At 52.3% G+C, this 18141-nt stretch carries 15 protein-coding genes; 8 read left to right on the forward strand and 7 right to left on the reverse strand.

Going from position 1 to position 18141, the window contains the following annotated elements; genetic code table 11:
* Positions 1-493 precede the first annotated feature (493 nt).
* The 7 genes from glmU to phoU all read left to right on the forward strand — a co-directional run bounded on the left by glmU (position 494) and on the right by phoU (position 8895).
* Entirely contained in the window at positions 494-1867 is a 1374-nt protein-coding gene (glmU, locus tag HV261_RS02410) for a bifunctional UDP-N-acetylglucosamine diphosphorylase/glucosamine-1-phosphate N-acetyltransferase GlmU (RefSeq protein ID WP_202037337.1), read from the forward strand.
* A gap of 221 nt (positions 1868-2088) precedes the next feature.
* Positions 2089-3918 (forward strand): glutamine--fructose-6-phosphate transaminase (isomerizing), encoded by a 1830-nt coding sequence (glmS, locus tag HV261_RS02415; RefSeq protein ID WP_005121462.1) that lies wholly within the window; start codon positions 2089-2091, stop codon positions 3916-3918.
* Between the two features lie 334 nt (positions 3919-4252).
* On the forward strand, positions 4253-5293 hold the full coding sequence (pstS, locus tag HV261_RS02420) for a phosphate ABC transporter substrate-binding protein PstS (RefSeq protein ID WP_202037338.1): 1041 nt from the start codon (positions 4253-4255) through the stop codon (positions 5291-5293).
* 192 nt (positions 5294-5485) lie between these two features.
* Positions 5486-6445 (forward strand): phosphate ABC transporter permease PstC, encoded by a 960-nt coding sequence (pstC, locus tag HV261_RS02425; RefSeq protein ID WP_048213782.1) that lies wholly within the window; start codon positions 5486-5488, stop codon positions 6443-6445.
* Positions 6445-7335 carry a phosphate ABC transporter permease PstA gene (pstA, locus tag HV261_RS02430; RefSeq protein ID WP_202037339.1) on the forward strand — a complete coding sequence of 297 codons (891 nt, stop codon included), beginning with the start codon at positions 6445-6447 and terminating at the stop codon, positions 7333-7335. Before pstC ends, pstA begins: the two co-directional genes overlap by 1 nt.
* Positions 7336-7381: 46 nt before the next feature.
* The gene (pstB, locus tag HV261_RS02435) at positions 7382-8155 is read left to right on the forward strand and encodes a phosphate ABC transporter ATP-binding protein PstB (RefSeq protein ID WP_003023821.1); all 774 of its coding nucleotides are present in this window, start codon (positions 7382-7384) and stop codon (positions 8153-8155) included.
* A 14-nt stretch (positions 8156-8169) separates the two neighbouring features.
* Entirely contained in the window at positions 8170-8895 is a 726-nt protein-coding gene (gene phoU / locus HV261_RS02440) for a phosphate signaling complex protein PhoU (RefSeq protein WP_006687755.1), read from the forward strand.
* A 120-nt stretch (positions 8896-9015) separates the two neighbouring features.
* Here phoU and yieH read toward each other — a convergent pair whose 3' ends face one another.
* Complete coding sequence (gene yieH, locus HV261_RS02445; RefSeq protein WP_202037340.1) at positions 9016-9681, reverse strand: 6-phosphogluconate phosphatase; 666 nt, start codon at positions 9679-9681, stop codon at positions 9016-9018.
* A gap of 167 nt (positions 9682-9848) precedes the next feature.
* On the opposite strand from yieH, the gene HV261_RS02450 reads away from it, so the two are divergent.
* Complete coding sequence (locus HV261_RS02450) at positions 9849-11186, forward strand: NCS2 family permease (protein ID WP_202037341.1); 1338 nt, start codon at positions 9849-9851, stop codon at positions 11184-11186.
* Between the two features lie 54 nt (positions 11187-11240).
* Here the strand turns inward: HV261_RS02450 and HV261_RS02455 are convergent, their stop codons facing one another.
* The 6 genes from HV261_RS02455 to yidC form a co-directional block, all read right to left on the reverse strand.
* Positions 11241-11807, reverse strand: a complete 567-nt coding sequence (locus tag HV261_RS02455) for an NADPH-dependent FMN reductase (protein WP_003827046.1) — start codon at positions 11805-11807, stop codon at positions 11241-11243.
* Between the two features lie 30 nt (positions 11808-11837).
* Positions 11838-12584 (reverse strand): 4'-phosphopantetheinyl transferase family protein, encoded by a 747-nt coding sequence (locus tag HV261_RS02460; protein ID WP_202037342.1) that lies wholly within the window; start codon positions 12582-12584, stop codon positions 11838-11840.
* Between the two features lie 166 nt (positions 12585-12750).
* Positions 12751-13710: an HTH-type transcriptional regulator YidZ gene (gene yidZ / locus HV261_RS02465; protein ID WP_101742130.1), complete on the reverse strand. Its 960-nt coding sequence runs from the start codon at positions 13708-13710 to the stop codon at positions 12751-12753.
* On the reverse strand, positions 13679-14860 hold the full coding sequence (locus HV261_RS02470) for an MFS transporter (protein ID WP_202037343.1): 1182 nt from the start codon (positions 14858-14860) through the stop codon (positions 13679-13681). The genes yidZ and HV261_RS02470 overlap by 32 nt, the downstream gene beginning before the upstream one ends.
* A 163-nt stretch (positions 14861-15023) precedes the next feature.
* Positions 15024-16388, reverse strand: a complete 1365-nt coding sequence (gene mnmE, locus HV261_RS02475) for a tRNA uridine-5-carboxymethylaminomethyl(34) synthesis GTPase MnmE (RefSeq protein WP_202037344.1) — start codon at positions 16386-16388, stop codon at positions 15024-15026.
* 105 nt (positions 16389-16493) lie between these two features.
* Positions 16494-18140, reverse strand: coding sequence for a membrane protein insertase YidC (yidC, locus tag HV261_RS02480; protein ID WP_003023844.1), 1647 nt, complete (start codon positions 18138-18140; stop codon positions 16494-16496).
* Position 18141 lies beyond the last annotated feature (1 nt).

Raw genomic sequence — 18141 nt, forward strand, 5'->3', positions numbered from 1 at the left:
TCACATAATTAACTCAGATAAAAACAGGATACCAACATGAAATTGTTCAACAAAATCATCGCCCTTTTCAGCAGCATGGCCGTTTAGTCATACCTGTTGTTATGTGGCGCGATGCTTCACATCGTTGAGAGCAAGCGCCATTTATTTAGCTCCTTACCCTCTTGCTTGTGCACTCTTCCTCTCCCCCCCAATTCTTGTCTTCTCCATTTTTCTGCTTGTCACTGAATCATATATAAAAATCGTGCGTTGCTTACCCAATTCTTTATTCATGGGGCAAAAAAATAGCAAAAACATTAACCTAAGGCTTTAATAAGAGCATGCTCCTGGGTTTTTGGAGACAAAAGACGCCGATATCGTCGAAAATAGTGAGTTAATAGTTAGGGATTTTCCCCTATTGAACGTTTTATCTTCGGCCCATTTTATGATGAAAAAAATGTAGTATTTTCAATGTGAAAGGGTATAAATTCGTTCTCAAATGACAGTCAGGATGTGTATGTTGAATAATGCTATGAGCGTCGTGATCCTTGCCGCAGGCAAAGGTACACGTATGTATTCCGATCTTCCTAAAGTGCTGCACACTCTCGCAGGAAAAACGATGGTGCAGCATGTTATTGATGCCGCTAATGAATTAGGCGCAACTCATGTACACCTGGTCTACGGGCATGGTGGTGATTTGCTTCAGCAGACGTTGAAAGATGGCAATCTGAACTGGGTTTTGCAGGCAGAACAACTGGGAACCGGTCATGCAATGCAGCAGGCTGCACCGTTCTTTGGTGATGACGAAGACATTTTAATGCTTTATGGCGATGTGCCGTTAATCTCCACCGAAACGTTACGCCGCCTGCGCGATGCTAAACCTCAGGGTGGTATTGGCTTATTAACCGTAAAACTGGACGACCCAACCGGCTATGGGCGCATTACGCGTGATAACGGCAAAGTTACTGGTATCGTTGAGCACAAAGATGCGACCGACGAGCAACGCCAGATCCAGGAAATTAACACCGGCATCCTGATTGCCAATGGCGCTGATATGAAGCGCTGGTTGTCTAAACTGACCAACAACAACGTGCAGGGTGAATATTACATCACCGATATCATTGCGATGGCGTACCAGGAAGGGCGTGAAATTGCTGCGGTACATCCGGCACGTATTAGCGAAACCGAAGGGGTGAATAACCGTCTTCAGTTATCCCGTCTTGAACGTGTCTATCAGTCCGAACAAGCAGAGAAACTGCTGTTAGCAGGCGTTATGCTGCGCGATCCAGCACGTTTTGATCTTCGCGGTTCGCTTATTCACGGGCGCGATGTTGAAATTGATACTAACGTTATCATTGAAGGCAACGTAACCCTTGGCGATCGCGTCAAGATTGGTACTGGCTGCATTATCAAAAACAGCGTAATTGGCGACGGCTGTGAGCTTAGCCCGTACAGCGTGGTGGAAGATGCCCATTTGGAAGCGGCCTGTACTATCGGGCCTTTTGCGCGTCTGCGCCCTGGCGCTGAGCTGCTGGAAGGTGCGCACGTGGGTAACTTCGTCGAAATGAAAAAAGCGCGTCTGGGTAAAGGTTCTAAAGCGGGTCATCTGACGTATCTCGGCGACGCTGAAATTGGTGATAACGTGAATATTGGCGCGGGTACGATTACCTGTAACTATGATGGCGCTAATAAGTTTAAAACCATTATTGGCGATGATGTTTTTGTCGGTTCTGATACTCAGCTGGTGGCTCCCGTCACCGTGGGTAAAGGCGCAACGATCGCCGCCGGAACCACAGTGACGCGTAATATCGCTGATAACGAACTGGTATTAAGCCGTGTACCTCAGGTCCATAAACAGGGCTGGCAGCGTCCGGTGAAGAAGAAGTCATAATTTTTGCCGGATGGCGGCCTACGTGCGGTGACGTTCTGTAGGCCTTATAAGCGTGAGCGCCATCAGGCAGACAAGAGATGAGGGGATAATATAATCCTCCGCTCAACAAGCAGTACCTATAAAAATAACCCCACTCTCTACAAGGCTCGGGGCGCCCGGAATACGGGTATCAGGTTGACCGACAACGACAGGCATAATGCCTAAATTCGGAATCAAAAAATATGTGTGGAATTGTTGGCGCTATCGCGCAGCGTGATGTAGCTGAAATCCTTCTCGAAGGTTTACGTCGTCTGGAATATCGTGGTTATGACTCAGCCGGCCTGGCTGTTGTTGATGCTGAAGGTAACATGACCCGTCTGCGTCGTCTGGGTAAAGTGCAGATGCTGACTGCTGCAGCGGAAGAACATCCGTTACACGGTGGTACGGGTATCGCCCACACCCGCTGGGCAACACATGGCGAACCTTCAGAAGCGAACGCGCATCCGCATGTTTCTGAGCACATTGTGGTGGTGCATAACGGCATCATCGAAAACCATGAACCGCTGCGTGAAATGTTGAAAGCGCGTGGTTACACCTTCGTATCTGAAACGGATACCGAAGTGATTGCTCACCTGGTGCACTGGGAGCTGGAACAGGGCGGTACACTGCGTGAAGCGGTACTGCGTACTATTCCGCAACTCCGTGGTGCATACGGTACGGTGATCATGGATACCCGTAATCCTGAAACACTGCTGGCGGCGCGTTCTGGTAGCCCACTGGTTATCGGTCTGGGCATGGGTGAAAACTTTATCGCTTCCGACCAGCTGGCGCTGCTGCCGGTAACCCGTCGCTTTATCTTCCTGGAAGAGGGCGACATCGCGGAAGTAACGCGTCGTTCAGTCTCTATTTTTGATAAGACTGGCGCGGAAGTAAAACGTCAGGATATTGAATCTAATCTGCAATACGACGCGGGCGAAAAAGGTATTTATCGCCACTACATGCAGAAAGAGATCTATGAGCAACCGAACGCGATTAAAAATACGCTGACCGGGCGTATCAGTCATGGCGAAGTGGACTTAAGTGAGCTTGGCCCTAATGCCAACGCGTTGCTGTCTCAGGTTGAGCATATCCAGATTATTGCCTGCGGTACGTCATACAACTCAGGCATGGTGTCCCGTTACTGGTTTGAGTCGCTGGCCGGCATTCCCTGTGATGTGGAAATTGCTTCTGAGTTCCGTTATCGCAAATCTGCTGTGCGTCGTAACAGTCTGATGATTACCCTGTCTCAGTCCGGTGAAACGGCGGATACCCTGGCGGGTCTGCGCTTATCTAAAGAGCTGGGCTATCTGGGGTCGCTGGCAATCTGTAACGTTCCAGGCTCTTCTCTGGTACGTGAATCTGACCTGGCGATGATGACTAATGCCGGGACCGAAATCGGCGTGGCCTCCACGAAAGCATTTACCACTCAGCTGACAGTTCTGTTGATGCTGGTGGCGAAACTGTCTCGTCTGAAAGGTCTGGATGCGTCTATTGAACAAGAGATTGTTCACGGGTTACAGGCGCTGCCGAGCCGTATTGAGCAGATGCTGTCACAGGACAAACGTATTGCTGCACTGGCGGAAGACTTCTCTGACAAACACCATGCGCTGTTCCTGGGCCGTGGCGATCAGTACCCCATTGCGCTGGAAGGCGCGCTGAAGCTGAAAGAGATCTCTTATATTCACGCTGAAGCATATGCCGCAGGCGAACTGAAACACGGTCCGCTGGCGCTGATTGATGCCGATATGCCGGTTATCGTGGTTGCGCCGAACAACGAACTGCTGGAAAAACTGAAATCCAACATTGAAGAAGTTCGCGCCCGTGGCGGTCAGCTGTACGTCTTTGCTGATCAGGATGCAGGATTTATCAGTAATGAAAATATGCACATCATTGAGATGCCGCATGTGGAAGAGGTGATTGCGCCGATCTTCTATACTGTTCCGCTGCAATTGCTGGCGTATCACGTCGCGCTGATTAAAGGGACTGACGTGGATCAGCCGCGTAACCTGGCGAAGTCGGTTACCGTGGAATAAGCGATACCTTGCTGAATTGAAAATGCCCTGCTCAAAGCGGGGCATTTTTTTAAACGTGTTCTGTTTTTAATCAATTATCCCGCCTGTTTTATGTGACAAACCGTCATCTTCAGCTACTGTTTTCAGTGTCATAAAAAGAAAATTTTGCCGAAATATGATTGTCATATAATCTATTAACTTGCTGTTTTTATACTGTTTTTAATTGTTCCTGGCGCATTATTTTTCATTGTCATAAAACTGTCATATTTCGTACATTTAACTGTCACCTGTTTGTCCTATTTTGCTCACAGTAGCAACTCAAACAACAATTTACGAAAACCGTGCAGGAGACATTATGAAAGTTATGCGTACCACTGTCGCAACTGTTGTCGCCGCGACCTTATCTATGAGCGCGTTCTCTGCCTTTGCTGCAGCGAGCCTGACAGGTGCTGGTGCAACTTTTCCTGCGCCAGTGTATGCCAAATGGGCTGATACTTATCAGAAAGAGACCGGTAGCAAAGTAAACTACCAGGGTATCGGCTCCTCCGGTGGTGTAAAACAAATTACCGCAAATACCGTTGATTTCGGTGCATCTGATGCACCGTTGTCTGACGAGAAGCTGGCTCAGGAAGGCCTGTTCCAGTTCCCGACAGTGATCGGCGGTGTGGTGCTGGCGGTGAATATCCCTGGCCTGAAGTCCGGTGAGCTGGTGCTTGACGGTAAAACCCTGGGCGATATCTACCTCGGCAAAATTAAGAAGTGGGATGATGAAGCCATCACCAAACTGAACCCAGGTCTGAAGCTGCCTTCTCAGAACATTGCCGTTGTGCGTCGTGCAGATGGTTCCGGTACCTCCTTCGTCTTCACCAGCTACCTGGCGAAAGTGAACGAAGAGTGGAAATCTAAAATTGGTTCCGGCTCTACCGTGAACTGGCCGACCGGTCTGGGTGGTAAAGGTAACGACGGTATCGCTGCGTTCGTACAGCGTCTGCCAGGCTCTATCGGCTACGTTGAGTACGCTTATGCTAAGCAGAACAACCTGGCATACACCAAACTGGTTTCTGCTGATGGCAAACCGGTAAGCCCGACAGAAGAAAACTTTGCCAATGCAGCGAAAGGTGCTGACTGGAGCAAAACCTTCGCTCAGGATCTGACTAACCAGAAAGGTGACAATGCGTGGCCAATCACTTCCACCACCTTCATCCTGGTGCACAAAGAGCAGAAGAAACCAGAGCAAGGCGTTGAAGTGCTGAAGTTCTTTGACTGGGCGTACAAAAATGGCGGCAAACAGGCCAATGACCTGGATTATGCCAGCCTGCCGGACAGCGTGGTTGAGCAGATTCGTGCTGCATGGAAGACCAACGTGAAAGACAGCAGCGGTAAAGCGCTGTATTAAATACCCGTCATACTTCGAGCCGCAGCTGTGTTGGCTGTGCTTGTTCACCCCAGTCACATAGTGAATCTATGCTCCTGGGGATTCACAAGCTTGCCGTCTTGCTGCAACTCGAATTATTTAGGGTATGGCATTACGTTAGCCGGGAAGCACGATAAAATGCGAGCTTCCTGGCCCAAACTTAAAGAGTGATTTATGGCTGCAACCAAGCCTGCTTTTAACCCACCGGGTAAAAAGGGTGACATGATCTTCAGCGCGCTGGTAAAACTGGCTGCGCTGATTGTGCTATTGATGTTGGGTGGCATTATTGTCTCTCTGATCATCTCCTCCTGGCCAAGCATCCAGAAATTTGGTTTCTCATTCCTTTGGACCAAAGACTGGGATGCGCCAAATGATATCTACGGCGCACTGGTACCGATTTACGGTACGCTGGTCACCTCACTTATCGCACTGCTGATCGCCGTTCCGGTGAGTTTCGGCATTGCCTTGTTCCTGACGGAACTTGCACCTGGCTGGCTGAGACGCCCGCTGGGTATCGCTATTGAACTGCTGGCGGCGATCCCGAGTATCGTTTACGGCATGTGGGGCCTGTTTATCTTTGCCCCGCTGTTTGCGACGTATTTCCAGGAGCCGGTCGGTAATATCCTTTCCAACATTCCGTTTGTTGGCGCACTGTTTGCTGGCCCGGCATTTGGTATTGGTATTCTGGCTGCTGGCGTGATCCTCGCCATCATGATCATCCCGTACATTGCGGCGGTTATGCGTGATGTATTCGAGCAAACGCCGGTACTGATGAAAGAGTCAGCTTACGGTATTGGCTGTACTACCTGGGAAGTTATCTGGCGTATCGTTCTGCCGTTCACCAAAAATGGTGTGATCGGCGGTGTGATGCTGGGGCTGGGCCGTGCGCTGGGTGAAACCATGGCGGTGACCTTTATCATTGGTAACACCTACCAGCTCGATAGCGCCTCGCTGTACATGCCGGGCAACAGTATTACCTCTGCGCTGGCGAATGAATTTGCCGAAGCGGAATCGGGGCTGCACGTTGCTGCGTTGATGGAACTGGGTCTGATCCTGTTTGTGATCACCTTCATCGTGCTGGCAGCGTCTAAGTTCATGATCATGCGCCTTGCGAAAAACGAGGGGGCACGCTAATGGCTACGCTGGAAATGCAAAACACCACCGCACTGGCAGAATCACGCCGTAAAATGCAGGCGCGTCGTCGTCTGAAGAACCGTATCGCGCTGACGCTCTCGATGGCGACGATGGCATTTGGTCTGTTCTGGCTTGTCTGGATCCTGATGTCCACGATTACCCGGGGCATTGATGGTATGTCGCTGGCACTGTTTACTGAAATGACCCCACCGCCGAATACCGCGGGTGGTGGTCTGGCGAACGCGCTTGCCGGTAGCGGGCTGTTAATTCTGTGGGCGACCGTGTTTGGTACACCGCTTGGTATTATGGCGGGCATTTACCTGGCTGAGTACGGACGTAAGTCCTGGCTGGCTGAGGTCATCCGCTTTATCAACGACATCCTGCTGTCTGCGCCATCAATCGTGGTTGGTCTGTTCGTTTACACCATCGTGGTGGCAAAAATGGAACACTTCTCCGGCTGGGCGGGTGTTATCGCGCTGGCGCTGCTGCAGGTACCTATCGTTATTCGTACCACTGAGAACATGCTCAAACTGGTGCCGGATAGTCTGCGAGAAGCCGCCTATGCGTTGGGTACACCAAAGTGGAAGATGATTTCCGCGATCACCCTGAAGGCGTCTGTGTCGGGCATTATTACCGGCATTCTGCTGGCTATTGCCCGTATCGCGGGTGAAACGGCTCCGCTGCTGTTTACGTCGCTCTCCAACCAGTTCTGGAGCACTGACATGATGCAGCCAATCGCCAACCTACCGGTCACTATCTTTAAGTTTGCGATGAGCCCGTTTGCTGAGTGGCAGCAACTGGCCTGGGCCGGGGTGCTGATTATTACCCTGTGCGTACTGCTGCTGAACATTCTGGCGCGCGTCATTTTCGCGAAGAAGAAACACGGTTAATTTTTACGGCGTGGCTGATGCGGCGCCGAATGAGGAAGAGATTGAAATGAGTATGGTTGATACTGCCCCAGGTAAGATTCAGGTTCGTGATTTGAACTTCTACTATGGCAAATTCCATGCCCTGAAGAACATCAACCTGGATATTGCGAAGAACCAGGTAACGGCGTTTATCGGGCCGTCAGGCTGTGGTAAATCAACGCTGCTGCGTACCTTCAACAAAATGTTTGAACTGTACCCGGAGCAGCGTGCGGAAGGTGAAATCCTGCTGGATGGTGACAATATTCTCACCAATACCCAGGATATCGCGCTGCTGCGTGCCAAAGTCGGCATGGTTTTCCAGAAACCAACACCGTTTCCGATGTCTATCTACGACAATATCGCGTTTGGCGTGCGTCTGTTTGAGAAGCTTTCCCGTGCCGATATGGACGAGCGCGTGCAGTGGGCGTTGACCAAAGCCGCATTGTGGAATGAAACCAAAGATAAATTACACCAGAGCGGATACTCTCTCTCCGGTGGTCAGCAGCAGCGTTTGTGCATTGCGCGTGGTATCGCCATTCGCCCGGAAGTGCTTCTGCTTGATGAACCGTGTTCAGCGCTTGACCCGATCTCAACCGGGCGTATTGAAGAGCTGATCACTGAGCTGAAAGAGGATTACACCGTTGTTATCGTGACCCACAACATGCAGCAGGCTGCACGTTGTTCCGATCACACGGCATTTATGTACCTGGGCGAGTTGATTGAGTTCAGCAACACGGACGATCTGTTCACCAAGCCCGCGAAGAAACAAACTGAAGACTACATCACCGGTCGTTACGGCTGATTCAGGAGCTTGTTGTGGATAACCTTAACCTAAATAAACATATTTCCGGCCAGTTCAACGCCGAACTGGAAAGTATCCGTACCCAGGTGATGACCATGGGCGGCATGGTTGAACAGCAGCTTTCTGATGCGATTACTGCCATGCACAATCAGGACAGCGATCTGGCGAAGCGCGTCATTGAAGGCGATAAAAACGTCAACATGATGGAAGTGGCGATTGATGAAGCCTGCGTGCGTATCATCGCCAAACGTCAGCCGACGGCGAGCGACCTGCGCCTGGTGATGGCGATTATCAAAACCATCGCTGAGCTGGAGCGTATTGGTGACGTCGCGGATAAAATCTGCCGCACCGCGCTGGAGAAATTCTCCCAGCAGCATCAGCCGCTGTTGGTCAGTCTGGAGTCGCTGGGCCGTCACACCGTGCAGATGCTGCACGACGTGTTGGATGCCTTTGCGCGTATGGATCTGGATGAAGCGGTACGTATCTACCGTGAAGATAAGAAAGTCGACCAGGAATATGAAGGCATTGTGCGCCAGCTGATGACCTACATGATGGAAGATCCGCGCACCATTCCAAGCGTGCTGACCGCGCTGTTTTGCGCGCGTTCTATCGAGCGTATCGGTGACCGTTGCCAGAATATCTGCGAATACATCTTCTACTTCGTGAAGGGGCAAGATTTCCGTCACGTGGGCGGGGATGAGCTGGATAAGCTGCTGGCGGGCAAAGATCCGAAGGAATAAGCGGCTTGTTGCGTTCGCCGGGATCCCCGGTGTCGCTATTGTAGGCCGGATAAGGCGTTACGCCGCATCCGGCATTCTGCGCCATTCGCCTGATGGCGCTTTGCTTATCAGGCCGACTGTTTAATCGACGATATTCCAACCCCGCGCCTTCCACAATTCCGGCAACTGTGCCAGATCGGTAAACGTCGTCACTTTAGGATGATCGATCGGTTTGTTGTGCGGATCGGCGCAGAAGTAAAAAACCTCCATTCCCGCCGCAATCCCCGCCTGCGCGCCTGCGCTGGAATCATCAACCAGGATACAGTTCTCAACGTTGACGTTCATCGCTTTCGCCGCATGGAACATCAGTGCCGGGTCGGGCTTCCAGCGCTGAATATCATAACCACTGAACAGTAAATCAGGAAAATGATGCAACATGCCCAGCTTACCCAATGAATGCTGCATTTTGCTGACCGGACCGTTAGACACCACGCACATTGGCACAGCCATGCTGTCCAACAGCGTGTTCGCACCAGCAATGACTTCCAGCTCGGTATCGAACAGACGTGCGACCTCAGCGCGGTAAACCGGTTCTAACTCGGCTTTTGCCAGTTCGACACCGTGTTCTTCGTTAATAATGTCGATGATTTCGTAGAGCTTTACCCCCTTGAAGCGTTTAAACGTCTCTTCAAGATCGAGCGTAATGCCGAACGCCTGGAACATGCTGACATACGCGCGAGAACAAATTACTTCACTGTCGACAAGGGTACCGTCACAGTCAAAAAATACGGCTTCTATCTGGGACATGTCATTTCCATTTTAACAAGTTTAACGTTTTCGTAATGCATAATGGGGGGACGCAATCGTTGCCGTATAAGCAAAATCAATGAAAAAAGTTGCTCATAACCCAACCCTATTGTCGCATTTTGGTATAGGATAGCGACGAATTTTCCCTCCTTGTTCGGAAATTGATTATGAGTCAACAACACACAACCCAGGCTTCTGGCCAGGGGATGCTGGAACGCGTGTTCAAACTGCGCGAGCATGGCACGACGGCACGGACCGAAGTGATCGCCGGTTTAACCACCTTCCTGACGATGGTGTATATCGTTTTTGTTAACCCGCAAATTCTTGGCGTAGCTGGCATGGATACCAGCGCCGTCTTTGTTACCACCTGTCTTATTGCTGCATTTGGTAGCATCCTGATGGGGCTGTTTGCCAACCTGCCGGTTGCGCTGGCACCTGCTATGGGTCTGAACGCATTCTTTGCCTTCGTGGTGGTCGGTGCGATGGGGCTATCATGGCAGATTGGTATGGGCGCTATTTTCTGGGGCGCAATTGGTCTGCTGCTGCTGACGATTTTCCGCGTACGTTACTGGATGATTGCGAATATCCCGGTCAGTCTGCGCGTGGGCATCACCAGTGGTATCGGCCTGTTCATCGGCATGATGGGGCTGAAAAATGCCGGTGTTATTGTTGCGAACAAAGACACGCTGGTTTCCATTGGTAACCTGACGTCCCATAGCGTGCTGCTGGGGATTCTGGGTTTCTTTATCATCGCGATTCTGGCATCACGCAACATTCACGCGGCAGTGCTGATCTCCATCATTGTGACCACGCTGTTGGGCTGGATGTTGGGCGATGTTCATTACAGCGGTATCGTTTCTGCGCCGCCGAGCGTCACATCTGTTATTGGGCATGTTGATCTGGCGGGTTCATTTAACATTGGCCTGGCGGGCGTTATTTTCTCGTTCATGCTGGTGAACCTGTTTGACTCTTCCGGTACGTTGATTGGCGTCACGGATAAAGCGGGTCTGGCGGATGCCAAGGGCAAGTTCCCGCGCATGAAGCAGGCTCTGTTTGTCGATAGCGTGTCGTCTGTTACCGGTGCGTTTATCGGTACTTCTTCCGTTACCGCATATATTGAATCCTCTTCCGGGGTTTCTGTTGGTGGACGTACAGGTCTGACAGCCGTGGTTGTCGGTCTGCTGTTCCTGCTGGTTATCTTCCTGTCACCGTTGGCGGGAATGGTGCCGGGCTATGCCGCAGCGGGTGCGCTGATTTACGTGGGCGTATTGATGACGTCCAGCCTGTCGCGCGTGAAGTGGGATGATCTGACTGAAGCGGTTCCGGCGTTTATTACCGCAGTGATGATGCCGTTTAGCTTCTCCATCACTGAAGGTATCGCGCTGGGCTTTATTTCCTACTGCGTGATGAAAATTGGTACCGGACGTTTCCGCGATCTCAGCCCGTGCGTCATCGTTGTTGCGCTGCTGTTTGTGTTGAAGATTGTGTTCATCGACGCGCACTAAAATATCGGTATTGTCTATAGCCCGCCCGGCATTACTGCTGGCGGGCTTTTTCTTTTACGCTTTTACGCGCTGAATATAATCCCCGAACGCGGTCAGCTGGCCGGTCAGATGGTCCAGCGTGCTTTGGTCGATCACTTCGCCGGTCTGCGGGTCTACTTTATTCTGAATTACGCCGCCCATAAACTCTGGCTTGTTCATCACCATCGCATCGAGGAACACCAGAATTTGGCGCAGATGATACTGACAGCGTGCGCCACCAATAGCGCCCATTGAGCTGGTCTGGATTAGCACCGGTTTGCCTGATAATGGTTGATCGGGCAGACGAGACAACCAGTCGATGGCGTTTTTCAGCCCACCAGGAACAGAATAGTTGTATTCCGGCGTGACGATAACGACGCCGTCAGCCTTCCTGATTTGTTCTGCCAGCGCTTCTACACTTGCCGGAAAACCCTCTTCCTGCTGGAGGTCGGCATCGTACAGAGGAATATCCCCAATCGACGGTAACGCATTCACTTCCATCCCCGCGGGGGCAATTTTTGGCAGCGTGCGGGCAACCATTCCATTAAACGAACCCTTGCGCAGGCTCCCCAGTAACGTAACAACATTCAATGTTTCAGACATGGTTACTCCTGTTTCATCATGAAGGTTAAATCAAAGCGTATGGCTCTTCGCTGCGGATAATTGTGAAAACCGGATCAGGCGACCCGTTGGCTCATTCGCGCGGGTCTGGATATCAGGCAAACTTTTCCAGTCTTGTTTACCATCAAACTCCCAAACCTTGAGTTTTTCAATGGTTGGCGTGACTGCGACCGACCACACCAGCACATCTTCGGCATCGCAAATGGCTTCTATCTGCGTAACGTGAGCACATCTCAGACGGCCCGCACCCGGTAATAGCTGGAGTTCACGTGGATCGTCATTGCACACGTCGCCAGTGAGCTTGAGAACGCTCTGGCGTAACGTAATGAGCTGGGCACGCGCTTCATTGGGGTCGTTTTGATTATTGATCCACAGGTTTTCGTTACTGGAAAAGCGGTAGGTTTCTGTGGCACTCGGGGTATGAAACCCGCGGGTCGCTCGCTGAAGCTCCATATCCAGGCCGCATGAACCTTCTGTGGTAAGCGCGACGCCGACGATATTCCCGGCATAGGAAATCGAAAATTCTGGCAGGCTTTTATCGCGAAAGACGGGCTTACCTTTCGCCTCGGTAACAATCTCAGGCAATGTGCTGGTGCCGTAAAGCATAAACATCAGTTCAGCGAGAAGGCTTCGGGAGGCCAAAAAGCGTGTTCGGCGGTGAGTGGGTAGATTTCTTGCTTCAAAATGACATGGAGTAGGGAGACGAACTGAAACCAGGTGTCCCTCCGTAAGAATCCCTCTGGCAAAATGTGTCGCCATTTTTCGCTCCGTGATTAATGGTCCGTGATTATTATCAGAGTAACATTTACGCGGCTTCCAGGCAGGCTTTACTGCCCAAAAAGTAAACGGAATCGGGATACATTACGCGACATTTACATTTCCACCGCCAGGGAGGTCAATAAAACAACAATATAGCAAAGGATCTTCATGACATCTCGCGGTAGAGTGCCTTGATCGTCTCTTTCAGCCAAACGATCTTAGGATTGTGGCTGTTGCGTTTATGCCAAAGGAGGGTGAACGGTACGCGCATTTTTTCCAGTTGCGCAGCATCAAAAGGCATTGGACGTGCCACGAGCGGAAGCTGGTGGAGTTGATTGTAACGCTGACAATAGACCGGGGCGGTGGCTATCAATGCGTGATCGGGCTGCGCGGCCATAAACAGCGACTGTTCAAAGCCTGGCAGACACAATGCGATGTTACGCGCACGCCCCATCTCCTGAAGCACATCGTCCAGCGCCCAGGTGTCGCTCTGCTCCCAGCTAATGCTGATATGGGGATAGCGCAGGAATGTTTCCAGATTCCACTCTTCCTGCAATGCCGGATGGTCTTCACGTAACCAGACGCAGGGGAGATCGGAAAACAGGACTTCGTGGTCGATCGATAACGGTAGCAGGCTCAGCAATTCACGCGAGCGCGGGTGACTTTCACGCCCGGTAAAGCCGATATCGACCTCGCCACGGATAATGGCATCCAGCGAATCGTAATCCCAGTTGCGCACTTTGATCGTGGCCTGTGGATAACGCTGGTAGATCTGTTGGGAGAGCGCGTTAAACATGATCATCACCAGCGGCGTTTCAGCCACCAAATCAAATTTCAGCCCACGTGGTGCTTCATGGTGTGGCTTATCGAGCAATTGATTGCCCATCTGCATCCACTCCGCCAGGCTCTGTTCCATGTTGAGCATCAGCGGCGTTGGCGTTAGCCCCAGCGGGGTGTTAACAAACAACGGATCGTCAAACCAGGCTCTCAGCTTCGACAGCGATTTGCTGACCGCCGACGGCGTGACGTTCATCCGTTTGGCGGTTTTAGTGACGCTGCGTTCCTGCATCAACAACTGCAGGCAGAGCAGCAAATTAAGATCGAGACTGCTGAGGGATTTCTTCATGAGTTGGTGTGGACCGGTTTGGTGCAACAGTGATAATCAGCATGATGCTCACTATGCTACAGCCAATCAGAATCCCGATCAGCATATTCAGCGCATCGAGCCCAAGGATGGCGGCCAACCAAATCCATAACGATGAGCCGCAAACCTGGGCAATGCCTAATGCTGAGCTGGCGACACCTGCGCGCAGCGAGAATGGCCCCAGCGCCTGGCTCATGGCAACGCCGAAACCGACCGAGAATCCGGCGCAGATTAAGGTTAACCCGAACAACGTTACCGCGTGCGTACTGGCAAGGATTAACACGATGCCCGCAGCCAGGAACAATACCTGTGAAGTCAGCATCAGGATGCGGGGCTTAAAAATGCTCAGTGCGAATGGCGTAGAGAAAGAGACCGCCATACTGATGCCTGCGGTCATCGCCATCGTGGTGGCGTATTCACCGCGGTCAAAACCCATCACCTCCATCAGCAGCACCGGAGAGGTATTCACAAAGGTCAGGATTACCGACACGCTGAGGGTGGTAATGGCCAGACGGCTTAAGAAAAAACGGTTTACCAGCGACTCTGCGCGATGATCGCTCTGCGTAGAGGTCGAGAGCATCGCTGGGCGCGATTCTCGCAGGATAAACACCGACAGCAGGCAAACGACCACGCCCATGCCCATCATCGTGTAGAACAGGCTCTGCCAGGGGTATTTGAGCATAATCAGATGCCCCATCACTGGAGCCAGCACCGGTACGATACAAGTGATACCGTTTAGCAGCGACAGCACCTTCGCACGGCGGCGATCGTCGAGAGTATCGCGCAGGATGGCGAAGGCCACCACGTAGCAGCAACCTGCACCGACGCCCTGAATAAAACGACCGACCAGGAACGGCGTGCCGCTCTCGGCGAATGAACATAAGGCCGAGGCGATAATAAAGATCACCGCACCGACAATGGCGACCGGTTTACGACCCGACTGGTCAGCAATTTTACCGGCGAACAACATTGCCGTCGCCATCCCTGCCAGGTAGACCGAAAACGCGATATGCAACTGAGCCTCGCTGGCTTGTAAATCGGCAGCAATACGGGGCAATCCCACCAGATACATATCAATACCGGCGGGATAAAGGAGAACCAGAGCAAAACTGCAGATTAGAAAGCGTGTCATAGCGACCTCATGAGGAAAGTGGCGCTAAGAATACGGGGAGAGGATTGTCTGTGCGAGTTGCCATTTGGACAACAGTGATTTCCTTATGGGAAATCACTGTTGTCGTATCCGACCAACGGGGCCTGTAGGCCCGGTAAGCATCGCGCCACCGGGCAATACATCGTTACTTACCAATACAGAAGCTGGAGAAAATCCGTCCCAGCAGATCGTCGGAAGTAAACTCTCCGGTGATTTCACTGAGGTTTTGCTGTGCAAGGCGCAGCTCTTCCGCCAGCAATTCTCCGGCCCATGCTCCGAGTAGTTGGGCTTTGCCCTGTTCAAGATGCTCCGCCGCTTCTACCAGTGCCTGCAAATGACGACGACGCGCCAGGAAGCCGCCTTCCATATTGGTTTCAAAGCCCATGCTCTGTTTGAGATGGTTGCGCAGTACGTCAACGCCTTCGCCGGTACGCGCAGAGAGGCGAACCAGTGAGTGGCCATTTACTTCGCTGAGACCCAGCGTTTCACCCGTGATATCCGCTTTGTTTCGCACGACGGTGATCGGCAGTTTTGCCGGTAAACGCGCAATAAAGTCTGGCCAGATGTCTGCCGGGTCAACTGCGTCGGTGGTGGTGCCATCAACCATAAACAGTACACGGTCGGCCTGTTCGATCTCCTGCCAGGCGCGTTCGATACCGATGCGTTCAACTTCATCGCTGGCGTCGCGCAGACCGGCGGTATCGATAATGTGCAGTGGCATACCGTCGATATGGATATGCTCACGCAGTACGTCGCGGGTAGTCCCGGCAATGTCGGTGACAATGGCCGCCTCACGGCCTGCCAGCGCGTTCAGCAGGCTTGATTTCCCGGCGTTAGGACGCCCGGCAATCACCACCTTCATCCCTTCGCGCAGCAGGCTGCCCTGACGTGCTTCGGCACGCACGGCATCAAGATCAGCCATCACGCTATTGAGCTGGGCTTCAATCTTGCCGTCAGACAGGAAGTCGATTTCTTCATCCGGGAAATCAATCGCCGCCTCCACATAGATGCGCAGGTGAGTGAGTGCTTCCACAAGATGATTGACTCGCGCAGAAAATGCGCCCTGTAAGGAATTTAGCGCCGAGCGTGCCGCCTGTTCAGAGCTGGCGTCGATCAGGTCAGCAATTGCCTCTGCCTGAGCTAAATCGAGCTTATCGTTAAGAAATGCGCGCTCGGAGAATTCCCCCGGTCTGGCAATGCGCAGCCCGGGAATGGTCAGAATACGTTTGAGCAGCAGGTCAAGAATCACCGGACCGCCATGGCCCTGAAGCTCTAAGACGTCTTCACCGGTAAAGGAGTTCGGACCGGGGAACCACAGCGCAATTCCCTGATCCAGCACGCTGCCATCCGCGTCTTTAAACGGCAGGTAGTCGGCATAGCGCGGTTTTGGCAGTTTCCCCAGTACGGTTTCTGCGACCTCACGCGCCTTCAGGCCGGAGATGCGCAGGATACCCACGCCACCACGTCCCGGTGGGGTGGCCTGAGCGACGATGGTGTCGTTATGGCTCATGATATGTCTCTTTGTCATGCAATAAAAAAGGCGGTCTAATGACCGCCCTTTAATTTATGTTCCGTTTGCCGGATGGCGGCTTCGCCTAATCCGGCCTACACCGAATCAGGAGTTTTTCTTCTCGCGGCTATGCAGGCCACGCTTCTCCAGACCACGGTAAATCAGCTGCTGCTGAATAATGGTTACCAGGTTGCTGACGATATAGTACAGCACCAGACCTGACGGGAACCACAGGAAGAACACGGTGAAGATGACCGGCATAAAGGTCATGATCTTCTGCTGCATCGGGTCGGTCACGGTGGTCGGAGACATCTTCTGGATGAAGAACATCGTCACGCCCATCAGGATCGGCAGGATGTAGTACGGGTCCTGTGCAGACAGGTCATGGATCCACAGTGCGAACGGCGCATGACGCAGTTCAATGGAGCCCATCAGCATGTAGTACAACGCCAGGAAGATTGGCATCTGGATGATCAGCGGGAAGCAGCCGCCCAGCGGGTTAACCTTCTCAGCTTTGTACAGGGCCATCATTTCCTGGCTCTGACGCTGTTTGTCATCGCCCAGACGCTCACGCATAGCCTGAATCTTCGGCTGCAGCATACGCATCTTCGCCATGGAGGTGTACTGCGCTTTGGTCAGCGGGTACATGATGCCACGAACGATAAAGGTGATAACGATGATGGAGAAGCCCCAGTTACCCAGGAAGCTATGAATCCATTTCAGCAGTTTAAACAGCGGCTGAGAGATGAACCACAACCAGCCGTAATCCACGGTCAGATCCAGGTGCGGTGCAACGGCCGCCATTTTATCCTGAATTTCCGGGCCGACCCACAGGGTGCTGGTCATCGCGCCAGTCTGGCCAGGCTGAACCAGTACCGGCTGTGATTTATAGCCGATAGCGGCAATGCCGTTACCCAGGTTAGCGGTATAGAAGTTGTTGGTGCCGTCGTTACGCGGAACCCATGCCGTTGCGAAATACTGTTGCAGCATTGCAACCCAGCCGTCTTTAGCATTGACGTTCAGGTTTTCGTTTTCAGCAATGGTGTCGAATTTGTATTTCTCATACTTCTCATCCGGCGTGGAGTACGCCGCGCCACGGAAGGTGTGCAGCGCAAAGTTGCTGCTACCGGTGTCGCGATGAGAAGGCAGGTTGATGGATTGCTTCAGCTGACCAAAGGTGGAGACTTCCAGCGGTTTCTCGCCGGCGTTCTGCACGCTGTAGTTAACGTTGACAGCATATTCACCACGTTTGAGAACAAACGTCTTCGTGAATGTGTTACCCGCTGCGTCAGTATAGGTCATCGGGATCTGCAGTTCGTTCTGACCGTCTGCCAGTACAAAGGCGTCTTTTTCGACGTTGTACAGCGGACGCGGGCCGTTAGCCGGGTTATCCGGGCCGTCACGACCTGTCAGGCCACTTTGTGCCTGGTAGATGAACTGTGGCGTAGTTTCCAGTAACTGGAACGGTTCGGTAGAACCCAGTTCTTTCGGGTAAGCTGGCAGTGAAGCCTGTTCCACATCACCACCACGGGTGTTGATGGTCAGATCAAGCACGTCAGTTTTAACCGTAATCAGTTTCCCCTGGCCACTGGCCGGTACGCCCTGGTCGGCGGCGCTACCCGCTGCGGTGGTCGTTGTCTGCGTGGTCTGTTGGGCCTGAGGTTGCGGATTTTTATCCTGCTCCCAGGCTTGCCAGATCATGAAAGACACGAACAGCAAAGCGATGACTAAAAGATTGCGTTGCGAATCCATC

This window comes from Citrobacter sp. RHBSTW-00671 (assembly GCF_014103415.1).
In the GTDB taxonomy this organism is placed as follows: Bacteria; Pseudomonadota; Gammaproteobacteria; order Enterobacterales; family Enterobacteriaceae; genus Citrobacter.